The sequence below is a fragment of the Petrotoga sp. 9PWA.NaAc.5.4 genome, assembly GCF_002895485.1.
GTDB lineage: Bacteria > Thermotogota > Thermotogae > Petrotogales > Petrotogaceae > AZRK01.
This window is the reverse complement of record NZ_AZRK01000009.1, coordinates 125,921-144,453: the sequence shown is the minus strand read 5'-3', so window position 1 is coordinate 144,453 and position 18,533 is coordinate 125,921. Positions and strand designations below refer to the sequence as shown.

Annotated in this window: 12 protein-coding genes and 1 pseudogene; 1 reads left to right on the top strand and 12 read right to left on the bottom strand. The window is 31.0% G+C overall.

The window, feature by feature from the left end:
• The 9 genes and pseudogenes from X924_RS04270 to X924_RS04230 form a co-directional block, all read right to left on the bottom strand.
• Positions 1 to 810: pseudogene (locus X924_RS04270) on the bottom strand (methyl-accepting chemotaxis protein); the annotation flags it as partial.
• 37 nt (positions 811 to 847) lie between these two features.
• Positions 848 to 1,507, bottom strand: a complete 660-nt coding sequence (gene dhaL / locus X924_RS04265) for a dihydroxyacetone kinase subunit DhaL (protein ID WP_121957706.1) — start codon at positions 1,505 to 1,507, stop codon at positions 848 to 850.
• Positions 1,508 to 1,521: 14 nt separating this feature from the next.
• Positions 1,522 to 2,520: a dihydroxyacetone kinase subunit DhaK gene (locus X924_RS04260; RefSeq protein ID WP_121957705.1), complete on the bottom strand. Its 999-nt coding sequence runs from the start codon at positions 2,518 to 2,520 to the stop codon at positions 1,522 to 1,524.
• Between the two features lie 116 nt (positions 2,521 to 2,636).
• Positions 2,637 to 3,626, bottom strand: coding sequence for an ABC transporter permease (locus X924_RS04255; RefSeq protein WP_121957704.1), 990 nt, complete (start codon positions 3,624 to 3,626; stop codon positions 2,637 to 2,639).
• Positions 3,623 to 4,567 (bottom strand): ABC transporter permease, encoded by a 945-nt coding sequence (locus X924_RS04250; protein WP_199172626.1) that lies wholly within the window; start codon positions 4,565 to 4,567, stop codon positions 3,623 to 3,625. The genes X924_RS04255 and X924_RS04250 overlap by 4 nt, the downstream gene beginning before the upstream one ends.
• Before the next feature lie 5 nt (positions 4,568 to 4,572).
• Complete coding sequence (locus X924_RS04245; protein WP_121957703.1) at positions 4,573 to 6,075, bottom strand: sugar ABC transporter ATP-binding protein; 1,503 nt, start codon at positions 6,073 to 6,075, stop codon at positions 4,573 to 4,575.
• Positions 6,076 to 6,129: 54 nt separating this feature from the next.
• A complete protein-coding gene (locus X924_RS04240) occupies positions 6,130 to 7,098 on the bottom strand; it encodes an autoinducer 2 ABC transporter substrate-binding protein (RefSeq protein WP_121957702.1) in 969 nt (322 codons plus the stop codon).
• A 34-nt stretch (positions 7,099 to 7,132) separates the two neighbouring features.
• Positions 7,133 to 8,272, bottom strand: a complete 1,140-nt coding sequence (locus X924_RS04235; RefSeq protein ID WP_121957701.1) for a TIM barrel protein — start codon at positions 8,270 to 8,272, stop codon at positions 7,133 to 7,135.
• A gap of 241 nt (positions 8,273 to 8,513) precedes the next feature.
• Positions 8,514 to 9,146 (bottom strand): class II aldolase/adducin family protein, encoded by a 633-nt coding sequence (locus tag X924_RS04230; protein ID WP_121957700.1) that lies wholly within the window; start codon positions 9,144 to 9,146, stop codon positions 8,514 to 8,516.
• Positions 9,147 to 9,897: 751 nt separating this feature from the next.
• Between X924_RS04230 and X924_RS04225 the strand changes: the two genes are divergently transcribed.
• A complete protein-coding gene (locus X924_RS04225; protein ID WP_121957699.1) occupies positions 9,898 to 10,644 on the top strand; it encodes a DeoR/GlpR family DNA-binding transcription regulator in 747 nt (248 codons plus the stop codon).
• A 25-nt stretch (positions 10,645 to 10,669) separates the two neighbouring features.
• On the opposite strand, the gene aglA is transcribed toward X924_RS04225, so the two are convergent.
• The 3 genes from aglA to X924_RS04210 all read right to left on the bottom strand — a co-directional run bounded on the left by aglA (position 10,670) and on the right by X924_RS04210 (position 18,096).
• Positions 10,670 to 12,127, bottom strand: a complete 1,458-nt coding sequence (gene aglA, locus X924_RS04220) for an alpha-glucosidase AglA (protein WP_121957698.1) — start codon at positions 12,125 to 12,127, stop codon at positions 10,670 to 10,672.
• A 254-nt stretch (positions 12,128 to 12,381) separates the two neighbouring features.
• Positions 12,382 to 13,371 (bottom strand): LacI family DNA-binding transcriptional regulator, encoded by a 990-nt coding sequence (locus tag X924_RS04215; RefSeq protein ID WP_121957697.1) that lies wholly within the window; start codon positions 13,369 to 13,371, stop codon positions 12,382 to 12,384.
• Positions 13,372 to 13,632: 261 nt separating this feature from the next.
• Positions 13,633 to 18,096 (bottom strand): acyl-CoA dehydratase activase-related protein, encoded by a 4,464-nt coding sequence (locus tag X924_RS04210; RefSeq protein WP_121957696.1) that lies wholly within the window; start codon positions 18,094 to 18,096, stop codon positions 13,633 to 13,635.
• Between the last annotated feature and the right edge of the window lie 437 nt (positions 18,097 to 18,533).

The following is an 18,533-nucleotide window of genomic DNA, read 5'->3' as shown; positions in this document are numbered from 1 at the left end:
TTTTAACTCCGCTCTTTGTTCTTCTAATAGGTTTAATATTTCTACTCTCATTTCTTCCATCTGTTGTATTATTGGTTCTTGTGATTCTATTGTCTCAACTATTTGGATGAAAACACTTCTAAAATCATTGACATAAGCTTGCATCTCTGTAAACAGCTGTCTTAAATCATCTGTTTCTAAACCATACTGGATTACTAAAACTTGAGAGTCTAATTCGTTGAATATCCCTAATACATTATTTTTATCTCCAACTGATTTAGATGAAAAATATACAGAAGATAATTCTATAATATTGTTAAGTAATTGAGAAACATTATCAAAATAAAAATTCAACCACGAGGCATTACTTTCTTCGGCTATTATTTTAAAATCAGGAATAAGCTTTATTAAATTATTATATACAACTATAAAACTATTTTCTATAAGGCTTTCTTTTTCAGCATTTAAATCAACTATTTGATTAAATAAATTTTCATAGGCTTCTATGTAACTTCTTAAATTGACAATCTCTATAGATTCATTTGTTTCATTCATAAATTCATCTTTTATATTACTTATATTAATCAAAAATCTTTTTTGTGTCTCAGCATCATAATATATTACATAATCTTTTAAAGCTAAAGCCGCTTCAAAAAAATCCATTTCTATTTCTGAAATTCTACTTGTTTCATCGGATAAATTTTTATACTTTAACAATCCTTCATTGGAATTAACTAATGAAAAAATGTTAAAGGAGATAGCTAAACCAAATAAAAATAAAATAATTAATATTATTACAATTATTCTTTTTCCTATAGTTTCGAATATCATTCTAAAAATCCCCTTCTATTATTACTTTTAAAGTTTTTTATGAATAAGAAGAACTTTCAAGTAATTTTTTTATAGAATTTGACATTGATTTTAATATAAAATAGCAAGAAACAGCTCCCGCATCTAAAATGTTTCTTGAAGCTTCTCCCAATCTACTCCCTCTGCCATATTTGGATATCAGATCTCTTGTTGAATCCTTACCCTTTTCGGCCGATTCTATTAAATCATTCAAAGCTTCTATAAAACTTCCATTGTTATTTATAGCTCTATCAAAAGCCTCTATTGATGGAATCAGGGTATCTAATAATGTTTTATCTCCAATTTTAGCATCAGTTAATTGCTTAATCCCTTCCAAAGCTCTATGCAGCATATTTGAAAAATCAAATTTATCAATTTCTTCTTTACTTTTTATAACTTCAGCCATTTCAAGAAAAAACAGTCCATACAAAGGTCCCATCGAACCACCTATTTCATTTAGTAAAACATTTCCTAAAACTTCTAAAGATTCAGAAAACCCTAATTGTTTATCTTTTATCCTATCATAACAGATGGAAAACCCTTTATTCATATTTATACCATGATCTCCGTCACCTAACTGAGCATCTATTTCACTCAAATAATTTTTATTATCCTGAATGATTTTTATCATATCTTCAACAATTATTTTTCCTCTTTCATTCTTAAATGATTCTTTCATAATTTCCTCCCGGCTTAAAATTGTTTTAGCCCCACACTATATGCATTCAGATCAACTAATCTTTTCAATTCTTCATCCAATTTAAGCAATGTCAAGAAAGCCCCTCCCATATCAAGCGAAGTATAAAAATTCCCAACATAAGATTTGTAAGCAACTATATTTTTGTTCTTTAATTCATTATATATATCGCTATATAAAATATATAACTCTTCAACGGGTGTCGCACCTAAACCTGAAAGCATAACTACCACTTCGTCTCCTTCATAAAAAGGTAAATCAGGGATTATTTTGTCTAACATAATATTTGCGATAACTTTAGAAGGCTTTAAATCCATTATCTCTAATCCTTTTTCTCCATGATGACCTATTCCTATTTCCATCTTTCCTTCTTCTATTTCAAAATTTGGTTTCCCAAACGCTGGAATTGTACAGGGAAATAACCCTACACCAATACTTCTCATGTTATCAACTGTTTTTTGTGCTACATCTATTACTTCATCTAATTGTCCCCCCTCTGAAGACTTTGCTCCGGCTATTTTCCACATTAATATTTCTCCACCTCCACCTCTTCGTCTTTCTTTTTCCTCTTTTGGAGCAGAAGAAACATCATCATTTGCTACGACAGTTCTTACTTCTATTCCTTTTGCTTTAGCCATTTTAATTGCAAGTTTTACATTCATTTTATCTCCTGCGTAATTACCAAATAAACATGCTACTCCTTTGCCGGATTCTGAAGCAATTATCGCATCAAGAAAAGCTTGAGGAGTAGGAGAAGAAAAAATCTCTCCTATGGCAACAGCATCCACCATATTTTCTCCTATATACCCAATAAACGCTGGTAAATGACCAGAACCTCCCCCTGTCACAATACCTACCTTCCCCAAAATGGGGGATTTTTTATATTTTAATACCCTTGGATTTGCAGTTTTCTCAATTATTTCTTGATGACATTTTATAAACCCTTCAACTTGGTCTTTAACTACGTCGTCAGGATTATTTATGAATTTTTTCATACAAAGATTACCTCCTCTATGTTTTTCCAATTGTTGCTTTTAGAAATTCTAAAATTTAAGCTTTATCAATATTACCTTTGTATATTATTAATGATAATATAAATATAATTTACAACTTAGCTTTTTGAACTATTCATTTTTTTATAAATGATAAAATTAACTATTGCACTTGCAACAAGGATTATACCTAAAACTCCGTCTTGCCATATTGGATTAACTCCAGAAAGCTGCATACCATTATTTAGTACGGTTATTAAAAATATTGCAATTACAGTACCGATTATTGTTCCTTCTCCTCCAATAATATTAGTCCCACCTAATACAGCTATTGTAATTGCTCTCAAATTCAAATTAGCTCCTAAATCTGGCCTTGCACTAGCTATTCTTGAAGTCATAACCATTGCGGCTATTCCAGCTAAAAATCCCCCTAAAGTATAGGCAATGATTCTTACTCTGTTGTTAGGTATTCCAGAAAATTTAGCAACTTTGTCATTTGATCCTATAGCATAAAGCCGTTTACCATAGACCGTTTTCGATAAAATCAAATGAAGAATTATTATTATAGGAATGAAAACAATTATCAATTGAAGAGGAATATTAAATAAATCTTTTTGACCTAAAAACAAATAATTTTCAGGAAAATTAGAAATTGGCATGGCGTTTCCATATTGATCCATAGATATAAGTAAAGCAATAGAATCATATATATACATGGTTGATAGAGTAACAAGCAAAGGTGGAATTTTTATCAAAGAAACAGCAATCCCATTTAATAGCCCAGCTAAAGTAGCGACTCCAATACCCACTAAGACAGAAATCCATATATTAATTCCCATTCTTCCACCAAGGACTCCTATTGTCATTGCACTTAAACTTAAAATAGAACCGATGGATAAATCAATACCTCCCTTACCAGAGATTATAATTAAAGTTTCTGCTAAAGCTAACAATCCGATTTCTACACCATACTTTGTCAAGTTGACAATATTGTAATAATTAAAAAAATCTCGTGTAAATATAGAAAAATAAAGAAAAATTACAATAAATATAAATAGTAAAATAATATTTCTGTTCTTCAAAGATTCTGTCAGAATATTCTTTTTCATTCACTTTCACCTCTATTGCTTATAATGTCTGTTATTACTGACACCAATATAAGTACTCCTAAAATCAGATTTTCGAGCAAAGCTGGAACATTTAACATAACCAAGCCGTTGCTGATAACTCCTATCAACGTCGCACCTAAAAAACTTCCTATTATTGTACCTTTACCTCCAGTAACACTTGTCCCTCCGAGCACAACGGCAGCAATTACTTGAAGTTCATATCCTGTACCAATATTGGCCTGAACTATGCCAGTTCTTCCAACAACGATGAAAGACGAAAGTGCGTACATTAATCCTGCAATAGTGTAAACAAACAGTAAAACTTTTGATTGATTTACACCAGATATTCTCAAGAATTCTGGATTGTTTCCAAAAGCATATATATATCTTCCAAAAGGTCTTGAACACATAAAATAAGAAAAAATTATTATAAGTATTCCCATTAATATTATTGCAAGAGGTATATTTCCTAAAGAAGCCGACCCAAAAACTAAAGCCTTGTTAGGTATTCCTAAAACCCATCTTCCACCAGATATCGCAAAAATTAATGTTCTCCAAAAACTCATAGTACCTAATGTCACTATTATAGGAGAAATATTTATTTTAGATATTAGCAAACCATTTAATAACCCCAACAAAATCCCTACCCCAGCGCTTACAATAAAAGCAAAAAAAGGATTAAAACCGGAAGTAGCTAACTTTGCCAGAGTTAAACCTGTAATTCCAAAGATCGAACCAGCAGAAACATCAATTCCTCCTGTTATTATGATCATTGTCATTCCAATAGCACTTATTGCTATACTTGAAACTTGCATGAAGATATTTCTTATATTTTGAATGTTAATAAACCTTGGAGAATATAGTGTTATAAATAAAGACAAAAGTAAAATAATGCATATAATAATAAATTCTCGACTTTTAAATAGATTTTTTGCTTGCACGAATATCACCTCTGACCTACAAGATTTTCGCCTATAACTGCTCTCATCAAATTTTCCTCGGTAATTTCATGACCTTCAAATTCCCCCGTTATCACACCTTCATGCATTACAATCACTCTATCACTTAATTTTAATATTTCTGGCAATTCTGAAGAAATTATTATAACTGGGAGTCCTTGAGATGACAATTCAAATATCAGTTCGTGAATTTCCGATTTTATACCAACATCAACTCCCCGGGTAGGCTCATCTAAAATAAGTATTTTTGGTTCAACTGCTAACCACTTTGAAATTAGAACTTTTTGCTGATTCCCACCACTTAAATTTTTTACTTTCGTATAAACTGAAGGAGCTTTTATTTTTAATAACTCTATGTATTTTTTAGCTAATTGAGTACTCTTCTCAATATCTACTACTCCAAAACTTTTCTTAAATTTATCAAGAATACTTATTGTAATATTATCTAAAATGGCAAAGTTTTGAAACAAACCTTGAGATCCTCTGTCTTCTGGAAGATAAGCTATACCCAAATTTATAGCTTCTACAGGAGAATTAACTCTTATCTTTTGACCATTAAAGAACATTTCTCCATCATCGGGAAAAATAAGTCCAAAAATAGACTGCATTAATTCACTTCTTCCTGCCCCTACCAGTCCGGAGAATCCTAATATCTCTCCTTCCTTGACATTAAAAGATATATTGTGAAACATTTTTTTCTTGCTGAAATTTTTAATTTCTAAAACTATTTTACCCATCTTTTTTTCTTTCTTATTTTTTTCCGTTAAATGTTTACCTGCCATTAAGTCAATAATCTGTCCTTTGGTAATTTCTTTTTTCAAAAAAGTTCCTTTAACTTCCCCATCTCTCATTATTGTTATTCTATCTGCTATTTTCTCAAGTTCTTCCAACCTATGACTTATATAAATAACCCCTATTCCTTGTTTTTTTAAATCTTCTATTATCTTGAAAAGTCTTAAAGTTTCTTGTTCGGTTAGTATAGCGGTAGGTTCATCAAAAATAACAATTTTTGCAGTAAAAAGAAGGGCTTTTGCAATTAATACTAATTGTTGAAAAGCAGTTGATAAAGTACCCATTTCTATGTTAGAAATATCTTCTTCAACACCCAAACGGTGAAGTAACTCTTTAGCTTTTTTCTTCTCTGCTTTCCAATCAATAGCTCCATTAGCTTTTTTTATTTCTTTTCCAAGAAATATATTTTCTACTACACTCAATTTCGGATATATCATTGGTTCTTGATATACTGCAATTATTCCATTTTCTATTCCATCTTTTGGAGAATTTAAAGCAATTTCTCTTCCTTCTAACTTTATAATTCCCGAATCCATTTTTGTTGCGCCAGTCAGACATTTTATAAGTGTAGATTTACCGGCACCATTCTCTCCAACAAGAGCATGACATTCTCCTTTTTCTAAAGAAAAATCAACGCCTTTAAGAGCCTTTACTCCTCCATAACTTTTTTTAACATTTTTCATTTCTAATAAGCTCAAATCGATCTCTCCTTTTTTTAATTTAAGAGGGAGCCTTAGCTCCCTCTTGTCAACTTAAAAGTCATAATTGTCTATGTTTTCTGGAGTAAAAACTAAAGGAGGTCCTAAGACTAATTCTTTATTTTCTGGATAATATATAGGTTTAGTTGAAATACCAGGAACTTCTATTGGTTCATGCGCAGGTAAGGTATTACCATCTAACAAATATTTTGCTACCCATACAGTTAAATAGCCTAACTCCACCGGATCCCAAAGAATAAACTCTGGTACTATTCCTTCTTTCATGTAATTTTTCATCATGCTTGGTGTGGTTATTCCCGTAGCATATACTTTACCAACTTTTCCTGCTACTTTAATAGCTTGAGCTAAACCAGGACCTGAAGTTGAATTCATTCCAACTAATACTTTGACATCTGGAAAAGCCTGCATTATACTTAAACCTACATCCATCGCTTTTTGAACATCTTCACCTGCATATCTTATAGTTACTAATTCTATATCAGGATATTCTGTTAATCGTTGTTGTAAATACATTATCCAGGTGTTGAGATTCCATGCGGTAGGTCCGCCAGAGACTATTGCAAATTTTCCTTTTCCTCCTAAAATGTTTGCAACCGTATCCATCATTTGATATCCGATTTCTTGAGCTCTTGCCTGATTAACAAATAAATCTCTCGCATCTGGGTTAGCATCTGTATCGCTTGTCATAGTAAGAATTCCACTTCCCATAGCTTTTTTCAAAACCGATGATATTGCGGCTGGATCATTTGGAGCTACAGCTATTGCATCTACTTTTCTGGTAATAAAATTATCAACCATTTGTATTTGTTCTGCTACGTTATCAGTTGTAGGGCCACTGTAAATAAAATTTACTCCTAAATCTTTTGCAGCTTTTTTCCCTCCTTCTTCCATAGCATTAAAGTACGGTATACCCACTAGTTTTGGAATAAATACTATATCGTACTGGGCTAACAAAAAAGAAGCTATAACCACAAATAATAAAATACTTGTTACCTTTTTCATATACCTACACCTCCTATTTTGAAGTAAAAGCTTATTAAATTCTTTCTTTAATTATTCGCTTATATTCTTCTCTTTGCAGAAGATTATTTATCGGGTCTTCAGGTAATCCTTTTTCTTTTCTCAACTCCCTTAGAATTCCTCTTACATCTGTTTCGTAAGCTGATTTTAGGATTTCTTCCGCTTTTATTACATCCTGTTCATCTTGGGCTTGTCTTAATTGTTCATAATCTACTACTAAAGATTTTGCATATGTTATTTGAAGATTATTTAGTGACTGTACTACTGCCGGGATTTTTGGTTTTATGTTATGACTTTGGTCTAACACCAAACTAATTTCTTGATTTTCTAAAGATAGATCAAAATATTTGTTTAACTCAACAAAGATTAAAAACAATTCGTATGGATTAAGAGAGCCTACTGTTAAATCATCATCAGCATATTTCCTGGAATTGAAATGGAATCCACCTAATTTCCTTTTGAAAGACATTAATGAAACAATATATTCTATGTTTGTTCCTTGTGGATGATGCCCTAAATCTACTAAGACTTTGACTTTTTCTTCTAATGCTTTAGACAACATATAAGAAGTTCCCCAATCACATAGAAGAGTTGAATAAAATGCAGGCTCAAAAAATTTATATTCAAGAAGCATTGTCATATCATTATCTAATTCATTGGTAATTTGTTTTAAAGAGTTTTCAAGTAATTCAAAAGAATGCTTAAAATCTATTTGTCCAGGATAATTAGAACCATCTGGTATCCACATAGATAATACTTTTGAATCTGTCTGTCTCATAATTTCTATACATTCAAAAGTTTGCTCTATTGCTTTTCTTCTTATTTTTATATTTGAGTTACTTAAAGAACCATATAGATAATCTTCATCTTCAAAATAGTTAGGATTCACTGCTCCTATTTTTAAACCTTTATTTTCTGTATACTCTTTTAAAGCTTTATAATCGTCAACTTTATCCCAAGGAATGTGAATAGCTACAGCAGATACAGCATCAGTTACTTTATTTACTAAGGCCGCATCGTCCATCTTTTCATATACATCTCGTGCTTCCCCGAGAATATGAAAAGCATGAAACCTTGTTCCTGATCTTCCAAAGCCCCAAGAGGGAACTTCAACCTTAAAATTTTTAACTTTTTCTTTTATTTGCTCTAAATTCATAAAGTATTCCTCCTAATTTTTCTTATTTTATACACTTTAGAAAGTTCAAAACTTAAGTTTCGTCAATATTTTAGTCCTAAATTTATTCAAAAATACCTCCTAAATTCTAATTCTCACTAATTCTTAATTTCTGTGCCTTTTTCGGTACTTGTACCGAGAGAGGGAAGGGGAAGAGGGCTCCGCCCTGAACCCATTTTAAATTCAAATGCTTATTTTTAAAAACACTTCACTTCTAAAGTCCCTATTTCTTATTAACAAACTCTTTAAACGCTTTTATTTTATCTACAGGTATTTCAGTTAGATTTCCATACAACTTTGAGATAAAAGAAACTTGTGCAAGAAACTCTAATGTTTCCAATTTTACGTAAGCATCTTTCATATCTTTACCAGCAACTGTAACACCATGATTCTGAAGTACAAAGACTTTCGAACCTCTTTCTAAACCTTCTTCAAATGCGTCGGCAAATTCTTGTGTTCCTGGCATTTTATATTCAATATACGTTATCGGATCTAATACAAGCGCTGATTCTGGTAGAGCATTAATTGGCAATTTTTCAAAAGTAATTGCAAATGATGTTGAAAATATTGGATGAGCATGAATAACTGCAGTCACATCTGATGCTTTCTCATATATTTTTAAATGCATTCTTCTTTCTGAAGAAGGATCTTTTTCCCCTTCTATTTTGTTTCCATCTTTGTCTATGGTAATAATGTCTTTTTCGGTTAAAAAATGTTTTATTGTAGATGTCGGAGTTATATATATTTTTTCACCGTCTTTGATACTCATATTTCCCCCTGTTCCATCTGTTAATTTCCTATCCCATACTAATTTTGCAAATTCTGCTACTTCGTTTTTTAAAAGATTTGATTGCATTTAAAAGCCTCCTATATTTATTTTTTTTTACTTACTTTAAAAATTTTAAAACTTAAGTTTTGTCAATATTTTAGTTTTAAATTTTTTCAAAAATATCTCCATAGCTCTAATCTTCACTAATTCTTAATTCTTTTAACTTTTTCGGTACTTGTACCGAGGGTGGGGAAGAGGGCTCCGCCCTGAACCCATTTTAAATTCAAATGCTTATTTTCTGAAAATTCTCATTTATAAAGTTCTTATCTAATCCTTTCCTTGCAAAATATGAGTTTCTTTAACTTTTTCGGTACTTGTACCGAGGGTGGGGAAGAGGGCTCCGCCCTGAACCCATTTTAAATTCAAATGCTTATTTTCTGAAAATTTTCATTTATAAAGTTCTTATCTAATTCCTTCTTTGCAAAATATGAGTTCCTTTAACTTTTTCGGTACTTGTACCGAGAGAGGGAAGGGGCTCCGCCCTGAACCCATTTTAAATTCAAATGCTTATTTTTAAAAATGCTTCATTTCTAAAGTCCCCGTTATTTTTGCAACATATGATCATATTATGATAAAATTATGATATAATTTCAATATAGTATATATTATTTTTGATAATATTCAAAACACAGATAATCAAAGATAATTGAAGATTTTTTAATTTATTTGTCCATATTCTTCCATAATTTAATTTTTCACACATTTTTGGGATTTTTTGAAGTTTATTCTAATTTTTTGTATAATTGAAAAGAATATTAAGAATTGAGGAGTGAAAATAATGAATAAAATTATTAGACAGGATAAAATTTTAGAAATCTTAGATAAACAAAATTCGGTTAATCTCGAAGATTTATCAGAAGAATTAAACGTATCTATGGTTACCTTAAGAAGAGATATAGCAGAATTAACGGAAAAAGGTTTAATAGAAAAGTTTTACGGAGGTATTAGAAAAAAGAATCAATTTTCAGAAGCTCAATTTTTTGAAAGAGTAAAAATCAATCAAAGGAAAAAAGAAAAGATAGCAGATTTAGCTTTAAATTTTATAAGTAAAGGTGACACGATATATTTGGACGCAAGTAGCACTTGCTATGTTCTGGCAAAGAAACTTATTGAAAAAGTTGACTTTTTAAATGTTGTTACAAATAATTTATATACAGCCATAGTTCTTTCAAAAAATATCACTTACAATATTACAGTTGTTGGAGGTACCTTAGATAATAAAAATTGTGTTATAGTCGGAGTTTATCCTGAAAATATGATGAAAGAAATAAGGGTCGAAAAAGCATTTTTCTCATGTAGCGCCTTTTCTATTGAAGAAGGTGCTTTTGAAAATCTCCCGCAAAGTGGGACGATAAAAAATATTGTTGCTAAAAATACTAATCAAATATATTTGTTAGTCGATAGTTCTAAAATAGGGAAAAAATCTATTATGAAAACTCTTGAACCTCATGAAATAAATAAGTTTATATCTGATGAATATAATGAAGAATTATATAAAATTTTCAAAAAAGATTTTATATATTAAAAGGGGCTAAAAAGCCCCTTTATAATCATTTTTTATTGTAATGTTTTCTCATTTCTTCATTTTCTGGTAAAGCAAGTATTTCGTCTACAACTTTTACAACTTGATCATAAGATTTTGTCCTTGGATCTCTTATTAAGAACTCTTCTAAAACTCTTCTATCTCCAGTTAAAAAAGCTTCTAAAGCCCATTCCATTCTCATAATTCTTGGGATTAAATACATTTTCTTTATTCTTTCAGGTACTTGAGGATCCAATTTGTAATGATGTATTCCATTTTTATCTGCATAAACGGGTATTTCTACTGCCACATCATCAGCAATTCCTGGAATTGTACCTTTATTAGGCAAATTCAATACCAAATCTACTTTTTCATTATTCAACAAAGCATTTGCTAACAAAATGTGTTGTTCTCCACTTTTTCTTTCTGGATCCAATATTTTGTAGATTTCATCTGCAAATTCTTCTTTTACCTCATTTTTAGCAAAAGAAATTATTTGTTGATGAGTTTCTTTAGATAACAATTTTGCTTTTGGATTATCTTGAAAATATTTTGCGACTTTTTGCATTGTCAAAGCTATTTCTGCTTGCCTATCTTGATACCAATTCCAACCTATTTCCGAATCAACTCCACCCCAAGGTTCACCAAACCATTTTTTCTTCGTTTCTAAGTCATAATGGTATTTCCAACTTCCATTCCTAACGGTATCTCCTATAGGCATTTTCCCATAGAATTCATACATATCTTTTGCAACAGGCGCTAACTGGTCATCAAAAGGATTAGTTGGTTTAAAATTTATCAACTCTTTTTCAAACCATTCTTCAATAAGCGGATAAGCATCTTTTCCTTGGTATAAGAACTTGGTAAGCCATATCCCATGATTAACTCCGGCAACTTGCCATTCAACTTTATCTTTTTCTAAACCAAGTGCTTCAATGATTTGATCTACTCCATGATGACCATGACAAATACCGACCATATTAATTGGAATATTTCTTGTAATTAAATTAGTTATCTCAAAAACAGGGTTGGCAGCTTGTAAAAGCCAAGCTTTTGGAGAAAATTTTTCGATAGTTTTAGCAACATCCCACATGAATTTTAATTGATTATAGTTCGATATAGTATAATAATCAGAAACCATATTAAATTCCTGCGAGTCTATTCCCCTATAATATCCATATTTTTCAGAAATTTGCCTTACCTTTTCAAAATAACTATGACCACCTACCAAAGCAGTATTAACTACAAAGTGTGAATCTTTTATAGATTCTTCTACATTAATTGTAGTTTCAAATTTTATATCAGCACCTAATTCTTCGGCATACTTTTTTGCAAGCATATAAACGGCGTTCAATCTATCTTTGTCTATGTCCATTAATGATACCAAACTCCCTGATAAACCTTTAGTTTTACAAATATCTCCTACTAATCTTAATGAAAATGCTGCACTTCCTGCACCTATAATACTTAGTTTTACAGCTGTCATATTCTTTTGAAACCTCCTTGTGTTGTTTTATTTTCTTACCATCTTCAGAAATTATAAAATTCATATTTTATCGGTATTTTAGCATTTAACTTTTTATAAAATACCATTCATACTTCTAATTTTGGGCTATTCTCTATTTCTTTAACTTCTTCGCTTGTATCGAGAGAGGTGGGAGAAGGCTCCGCCCTGAACTCAACTTTAAATCCAAAACATCATTTTTCAAAAATTTTTATTTCTAAAGTGCTTTATTTTTACTATGCTGATTCTCTGATCACTAACCGTGGCGGTAAAAAAATTTGTTCTAATTTACTTTCATTTTCTGAACTTTTATCTTCTATTTTTTTTATCAGAATATCTGTACATTTGGAACCAATTTCCATTGTTGGTTGAGCAACACTTGTTAATGGCGGATTTGTTAGATTACATAGAAGGGTGTTATCAAATCCAATTACTGCAACTTCCTTAGGAACCTGAATATTATGTCTTTGAAGATTGTTTAAGATTCTTGTAGCAAATATATCGTTTGTTGTATATATAGCACTAATTTTATGGTTCTCGATTTTTTTTATTACTTCATTAGCATCTTCTTCGGAAAATTCATGCATCTGTTTTGGCTCCATTAAATGGTTCCTTTGATCAAATTTTAAGCCATTATATAAAATTTCTTTATAAAACCCTGTGAACTTTTTATCTTTCCAATAACCTATGTAACCTATATTTATGTGTCCTTTATTTATCAAATATTTTGCAACTATCTTCCCAGCCAAGTAATGATCTACAGAAACAAAATCAAAGTCTTTTAGATCCTGTGCACATATTACAACAGGTAAAGTTTTTTTGATCTTTTCTATATGTTCAACGTTTGATAAATCAGTGGGATTTATGATCAATCCATCTACTCTTCTACTTAACAACATTTCTACTTGTTCTTTCTCTCTTTGTAAATTTCCGTTGGTTGTAGATAATACTATATTATATTTATATCTATTGGCTTCTTCTTCAATAGCTTCTAATATTTCTGGAAAGTAAGGATTTGATATTTCAGGAAGTATTATACCTATTAAGAAACTTTTATTGCTTACTAAACTTTGAGCAACTCTGTTTGGTTTATAATTATATCTTTTTATATACTCTAAAACCTTTTTTCTTATTTCAGGATCAACATTCGGATTATTATTAATAACTCTTGAAACTGTGGATTGAGAAACTCCGGCTATTTTAGCTATTTCTTTCATTGTTTTCATAAAGAAAAACCTTCTTTCTTTTAACTTCAGTTTTTAATGAATTCGTTTTATCCAATTATTAGTTATAATTATTATTATTAATTAATGAATACGTATTCTTATTATAATCTTTAACTTTATTTTCTGCAAGTCTGATTAAAGTTAGTTAAAGATAATTAAGAGACATTAAAGTTGATTATAAACCTATTGCTCAATCTTTAATAGATTCCCTTTTATTTTTAAAAAAAGAGGGGCTTACAAGCCCCTTCGCATTTTGCCTTATTATTTAATCATTCTATGTTTCAAATAACATTGCTCTCTAAAAGCAGCGATTTCAGCTTCAAGATTTGTATTAGCTGAATCTCCAAAAAATGCATGAATCATAGGAATAACGATTGATGGATTTTCTTTTGAAACCTTTCCTGCTATAGCATCCATCTTTGCCATAGCAACACCCTCCTGCATGCAAGTAAATGGTCCTACATGGAATATACCTGATACTTGTTGTCTTTCGTTAGTCAGTTCTCCATTTAAAAATTTAAGGAATATACCGATAACCAAAGGAGACTCACCTATTATATCTCCATGGTATTTTCTGCTTTTTTGCATATCTTCAATAATTTTTTGAGGTTTGGGTAAAACATCGTGATCTTTTCTATAATCCCCAAAAATTCTCTTAAAACGCCAATCAGTGAATGCCATATATTTATCAACAAAGTTGAATAAAAAATTTGGGTTTCGCCTTTCGTTAATGTATATTACATATTCTAACCATTCTACAATGGTTCCTCTTATGATTTCTAATCTCTCTTCTTCGATCTTTTGGATAACATAATCCGTATAAGGATCATGTTGTCTGGAATAAATTTCACCAATATATAATACCAAAGGTAAAGAATGTTCCTTTGCATTTGGTGCTAAATTAGAAAAAGTTTCTATAGCATTTCTTACCCATTGCTTCAGATGTTTTATCGATCCTCCTTGATTTATCAACAATTCTTGTAAATCTTTCCAAAGGTTTTGGGTTGTTTCATCAAATTTTGTAAAATCGTCGCAATAAGGCCTAAATCTTCTTATTAAATCATCTGTTAAATCTGCTATTTTAATAGCCCTAAAAACATTGATAAGTACATCTGCTTTCTGATACAATGTTTTGAATTGTTCCGGAGCTTCTATTTGAAGGTATCCAGTATCCACAGATGGACTTATAATAGGAATATTATCCATCCCTTCTTTATGCAAAAATATTTTCAACACTTCTCCATACTTCCCAAATCTACATGGTCCAGAAGTTGTTGGCAAAAATATAACTATATTATCGTTTATCCATTTTTTACCTTTTTCTTTAGCTATTTCTTCTAAAGTTGCCATAGCATCTCCAACTACCCCTCGCAATGGAAAGCAAACTTCAGTGGTTATAAACCTGTCTGCAGCTTCTTTAGTTTTTACTGTTGCTGTTGGTAAAACTCTTGCCTCTATTCCACAATGTTTTAAGATAGCTTTACCTAAATTACTGGCCTCTCCCATATATGGTATAAGCCATAATCTTTGACCTAATTTCAACTTATCTTTTTGACCATTTGGGAACAAAACAAAATCTTTTAATTGTAAATCAGTCCTTGGAGTACTTTTTCTAACAACACGTTCATGGGCTTCAGCTCTTGTAACAAAAGGAGCGTTGTTAGTTTGGGCATCGGTCACCAAATGTAAAAACGGCTTATCGGAACGCTTAAATATTTCATCTTCATGGTAAAATTTTACAGAATCTGGTCCACATGCAAAATTCATTTGCCTTATTGGAAATAATTTAGGATGTCTTGCAGTAAATATTGATGCTTGTAGAATATGTGCATTTTGATACCAATACTCGTTGTAAGAAAGTTCGTCGATAGGAATATCTATATAATATTTTTCCAAGAACGTTTGAGGGATATAGTTCATGCCTCTTTGCTTAGTGAACATAGAACCAGATTGTGAAGAAGCTTGTGGATCAAGAATAACATAATCTCTGCCTAAGCCAATATATCCTTCTTCTCCTGATTTTTCTATTTTTTTTAAAAATCTTTCACCTTGAACATTTAAGTCTTCCTTAAATAATTTAACTTTTTCATCAGCATACTCTATAGCTTTCAATATGTCTTCTTGAGTAATTGAATAACCAATTCTTTTAAGTTCTTCATATATAGCCTTGGCAGATCGCCCTTTATCTTTCCAGTATAAAACCGGTAAAATTTCTCTTTTAGGTTCAAGATCTAAAATGTCTTGTAACAAATAGCCTTCTGCTTCTGTATATATGCAGAACTTTCTCATAGGTTTTTTATCTCTAACCTCTTCTATAACAGAAGGGTTAAAAAGATATTTTATTCGGTGATCTTTAGATAACAAATCTGCATGTCCTACAACAAGTTTCATTGCAATACAAAATTCCGTTGGAGATATATTTATTCCCCTTTGAGCAATTTCTTCATCTGAAACAGGAGAAAGTACGGGCAAAAATCCCAATTTGTTAAATAATGCTGCTGACCAAATGCCTATATCTCCTAAAGTCACACCGCACCTATGAATACCCACGGTTATTTTGTCGTTATTTTCTAACTTATCGAGATCTTGATATCTTATTCCTTCAAAATGCTTTTCAAAAAGTCGATGATATATCTCAACATAATCTATTTTTATTTTTCCTACTCCTTCACTGTTCCCACGCGGACAAAAACCACCTGTTATAACTTTTTCGCCAGCTATATTGAAAATCTTCAACTTACAATCTCTTGTTTTACATGATAATTTACCAAAATAATCGGAACATAACGTTTCTTCTTTTTCAAATTCCATATCTACTACTTCAAAACCTCTAAAAGCAGATCTCACTTCTTTTTCTTCTTTTTTCAGTTCCAATATCTCTTCTCTTAAGAAAAGCCCTGCACCCCAAGCACCGAACAGTTCTCTATGAGGATAAGCATATATATCTTTTTCAGTAACCTGAGCCATAGCTGCTAAAAAAGCTTTCCCCAAAGCTGGTCCCCCTTGACAAGAACACTTATTTTGAACATGTTGTGGACCACCTACAAATTTATTGAAATAACTTGAAGCTGTTGACCTTACAATTGCTGCAGCTATCTCTTCTTTGGTAAATCCTTCAGATATTAATCTATTTTCTTCCATTTCCATGAATACGCCACAAGTAGAATCTATTATAGGGACTTTTTCTGCTTTTAAAGCAGCTTCTTGTAATGTTGATTTTACATCTAAATCTAATATTTGAGCCATATTTTCTAAAGTTTGTCCTGCACCAGCTTGACAAGAGTAATTCATTCTTGCTTCCTTTATCTGATTGGTAGCCTTTTTTTCGTTTAGTTTAAAAGAAGTGAACTTCATATCTTGGCCACCAATTTCAAAAATCGTATCAATCTCTTCATCGTGAAACTTTATCCCTTTTGCATGGCAAGTAACCTCATCTACTGCCCCATCCAAAACTAAGTATCCTTCTTCTTCGAGAGTTTTCTTTTTAGCGTCACTTATTAAAATTCTCTCGTAAAGCTTTCTTGCAGATCCTGTAGTACAAACACCTACAACATTATAATATTTGGATTTTTTTGAAAGGTGTCTGAATACTTCTTTTAATGCACCTTCAGGATCACCATGAGTACTTATGTATATTTTATCTAAAAGTGCGCCTGTTTCTAAATCTACCACAGCTGCTTTTGTTGTAGTAGAACCTCCATCGACGCCGATTGTAACATCTTTTATTTCATTTGAAGAAATCTCTTGTATTTCCTCTTGAAAATCGTGTACTTTATCTATAAAATAATACAAGGGCTGGGCAAACGGGCGTTTAGTTTTAGTAAAATTAGATATTTCGGATAACCTTTCAAAATCTATAACAAATTCATTTTTCTTTTCTAAAGCCTCTAAAGCGATTCCTATTGCTGCAACTGCTGTATGATGTTTTGGGCGTTTAACTTTTAAACCACTTAAATTAGCAAAATTATTTAGTATGTAATCACTCGAAAAAACTCCTCCTGTAGCAATCGCAATTTTGGAAGAATCTAATTCTCTTGCTCCTACAACATCGTTTTTGTAATTTCTTGCCACAGTAGAATATAATTTTGACACTAAGAAAGGCCTTTGAGCTCCTTCGTTTTGCTCGTGTATTAAGTCTGATTGAATCACTATCCCACATCGAGCATTAAATCCTTGAACGTCTTTATAACTTTTTACCTCTTTTTCAGCTTGTAAGTAAATATTGTTCATAAGCTGCATTTTTTCTTGATGATCATTAATTTTGAAAAAAACTGAATCATTTTTTAAATATAATCTCTTTAATTGCTTTTCTATTAATATTCCGGAACCACCACCGCATTTACTATTAGCTGATAACTCTAAAAGATTTACTTCTTCATTTAAATGACTTAAACGGAAAAAGTAGGAATCTTTAGCACCTATGTGAAACACGTATGAAACGTCCGATTCAAGAAAAGACGCCCCTTTTGGAATCGTTACGCTTTCATAATCAAATAAAATTTCTGGAAAAACTTTGTTAAAATATTGGGCACCTATTCCTGTAAAAGATGTTGAAACTATATTTCCTTGAATGGTTGATTTTATAGATTCCCAAATCTCTGGTAACCTTTTTAAGGGAATTCCAAAATGAAAAATTTTTTCTTTTACAAATTTCAGGTTTCCTTTTTCATCAATTACCGCAACATGAATACTCGAAGAACCAATATCAAAACCTACGTAATACATTTCATTTTTTTCCTCCTTACATAAAAAATCGTACTCACTTTAGAAATTCTAAACTTCACATTTTATAAATATTTCAGCGGTTAACTTTTTACAAAATACCTCCTCAGTTCTAATCTTTACTAATTCCTAATTTCTTTAGTTTTTCGGTACTTGTATCGAAGGAAGGGGAGAGGGCTCCGCCCTGGACCCATTTTAAAATCAAAAACTTATTTTCTGAAAATCTCCATTTCTAAAGTTTCTATAAAAAATCGTAGCAATTTTGTCAGTTTATTTCTTTCAAGAAAGTACCATTAATCCATTTACAAAATCTTATTTTCTGAAATTTCTTATTTCTAAAGTGTTTAATTAATTCTTTCTAATTTAATGATACATTTTTTTATAAAATTTTCAAACTTTTGTCATTTTTTTAAAAATTATTATTTATATACTACTTCATT

Bases quoted from the DNA above. Each gene is read 5' to 3' on its own strand.
- dhaL (WP_121957706.1), bottom strand. From the start codon at position 1,507: ATGAAAGAATCATTTAAGAATGAAAGAGGAAAAATAATTGTTGAAGAT.
- X924_RS04260 (WP_121957705.1), bottom strand. From the start codon at position 2,520: ATGAAAAAATTCATAAATAATCCTGACGACGTAGTTAAAGACCAAGTT.
- X924_RS04255 (WP_121957704.1), bottom strand. From the start codon at position 3,626: ATGAAAAAGAATATTCTGACAGAATCTTTGAAGAACAGAAATATTATT.
- X924_RS04240 (WP_121957702.1), bottom strand. From the start codon at position 7,098: ATGAAAAAGGTAACAAGTATTTTATTATTTGTGGTTATAGCTTCTTTT.
- X924_RS04235 (WP_121957701.1), bottom strand. From the start codon at position 8,272: ATGAATTTAGAGCAAATAAAAGAAAAAGTTAAAAATTTTAAGGTTGAA.
- X924_RS04230 (WP_121957700.1), bottom strand. From the start codon at position 9,146: ATGCAATCAAATCTTTTAAAAAACGAAGTAGCAGAATTTGCAAAATTA.
- X924_RS04225 (WP_121957699.1), top strand. From the start codon at position 9,898: ATGAATAAAATTATTAGACAGGATAAAATTTTAGAAATCTTAGATAAA.
- aglA (WP_121957698.1), bottom strand. From the start codon at position 12,127: ATGACAGCTGTAAAACTAAGTATTATAGGTGCAGGAAGTGCAGCATTT.
- X924_RS04215 (WP_121957697.1), bottom strand. From the start codon at position 13,371: ATGAAAACAATGAAAGAAATAGCTAAAATAGCCGGAGTTTCTCAATCC.
- X924_RS04210 (WP_121957696.1), bottom strand. From the start codon at position 18,096: ATGTATTACGTAGGTTTTGATATTGGTTCTTCGAGTATTCATGTTGCG.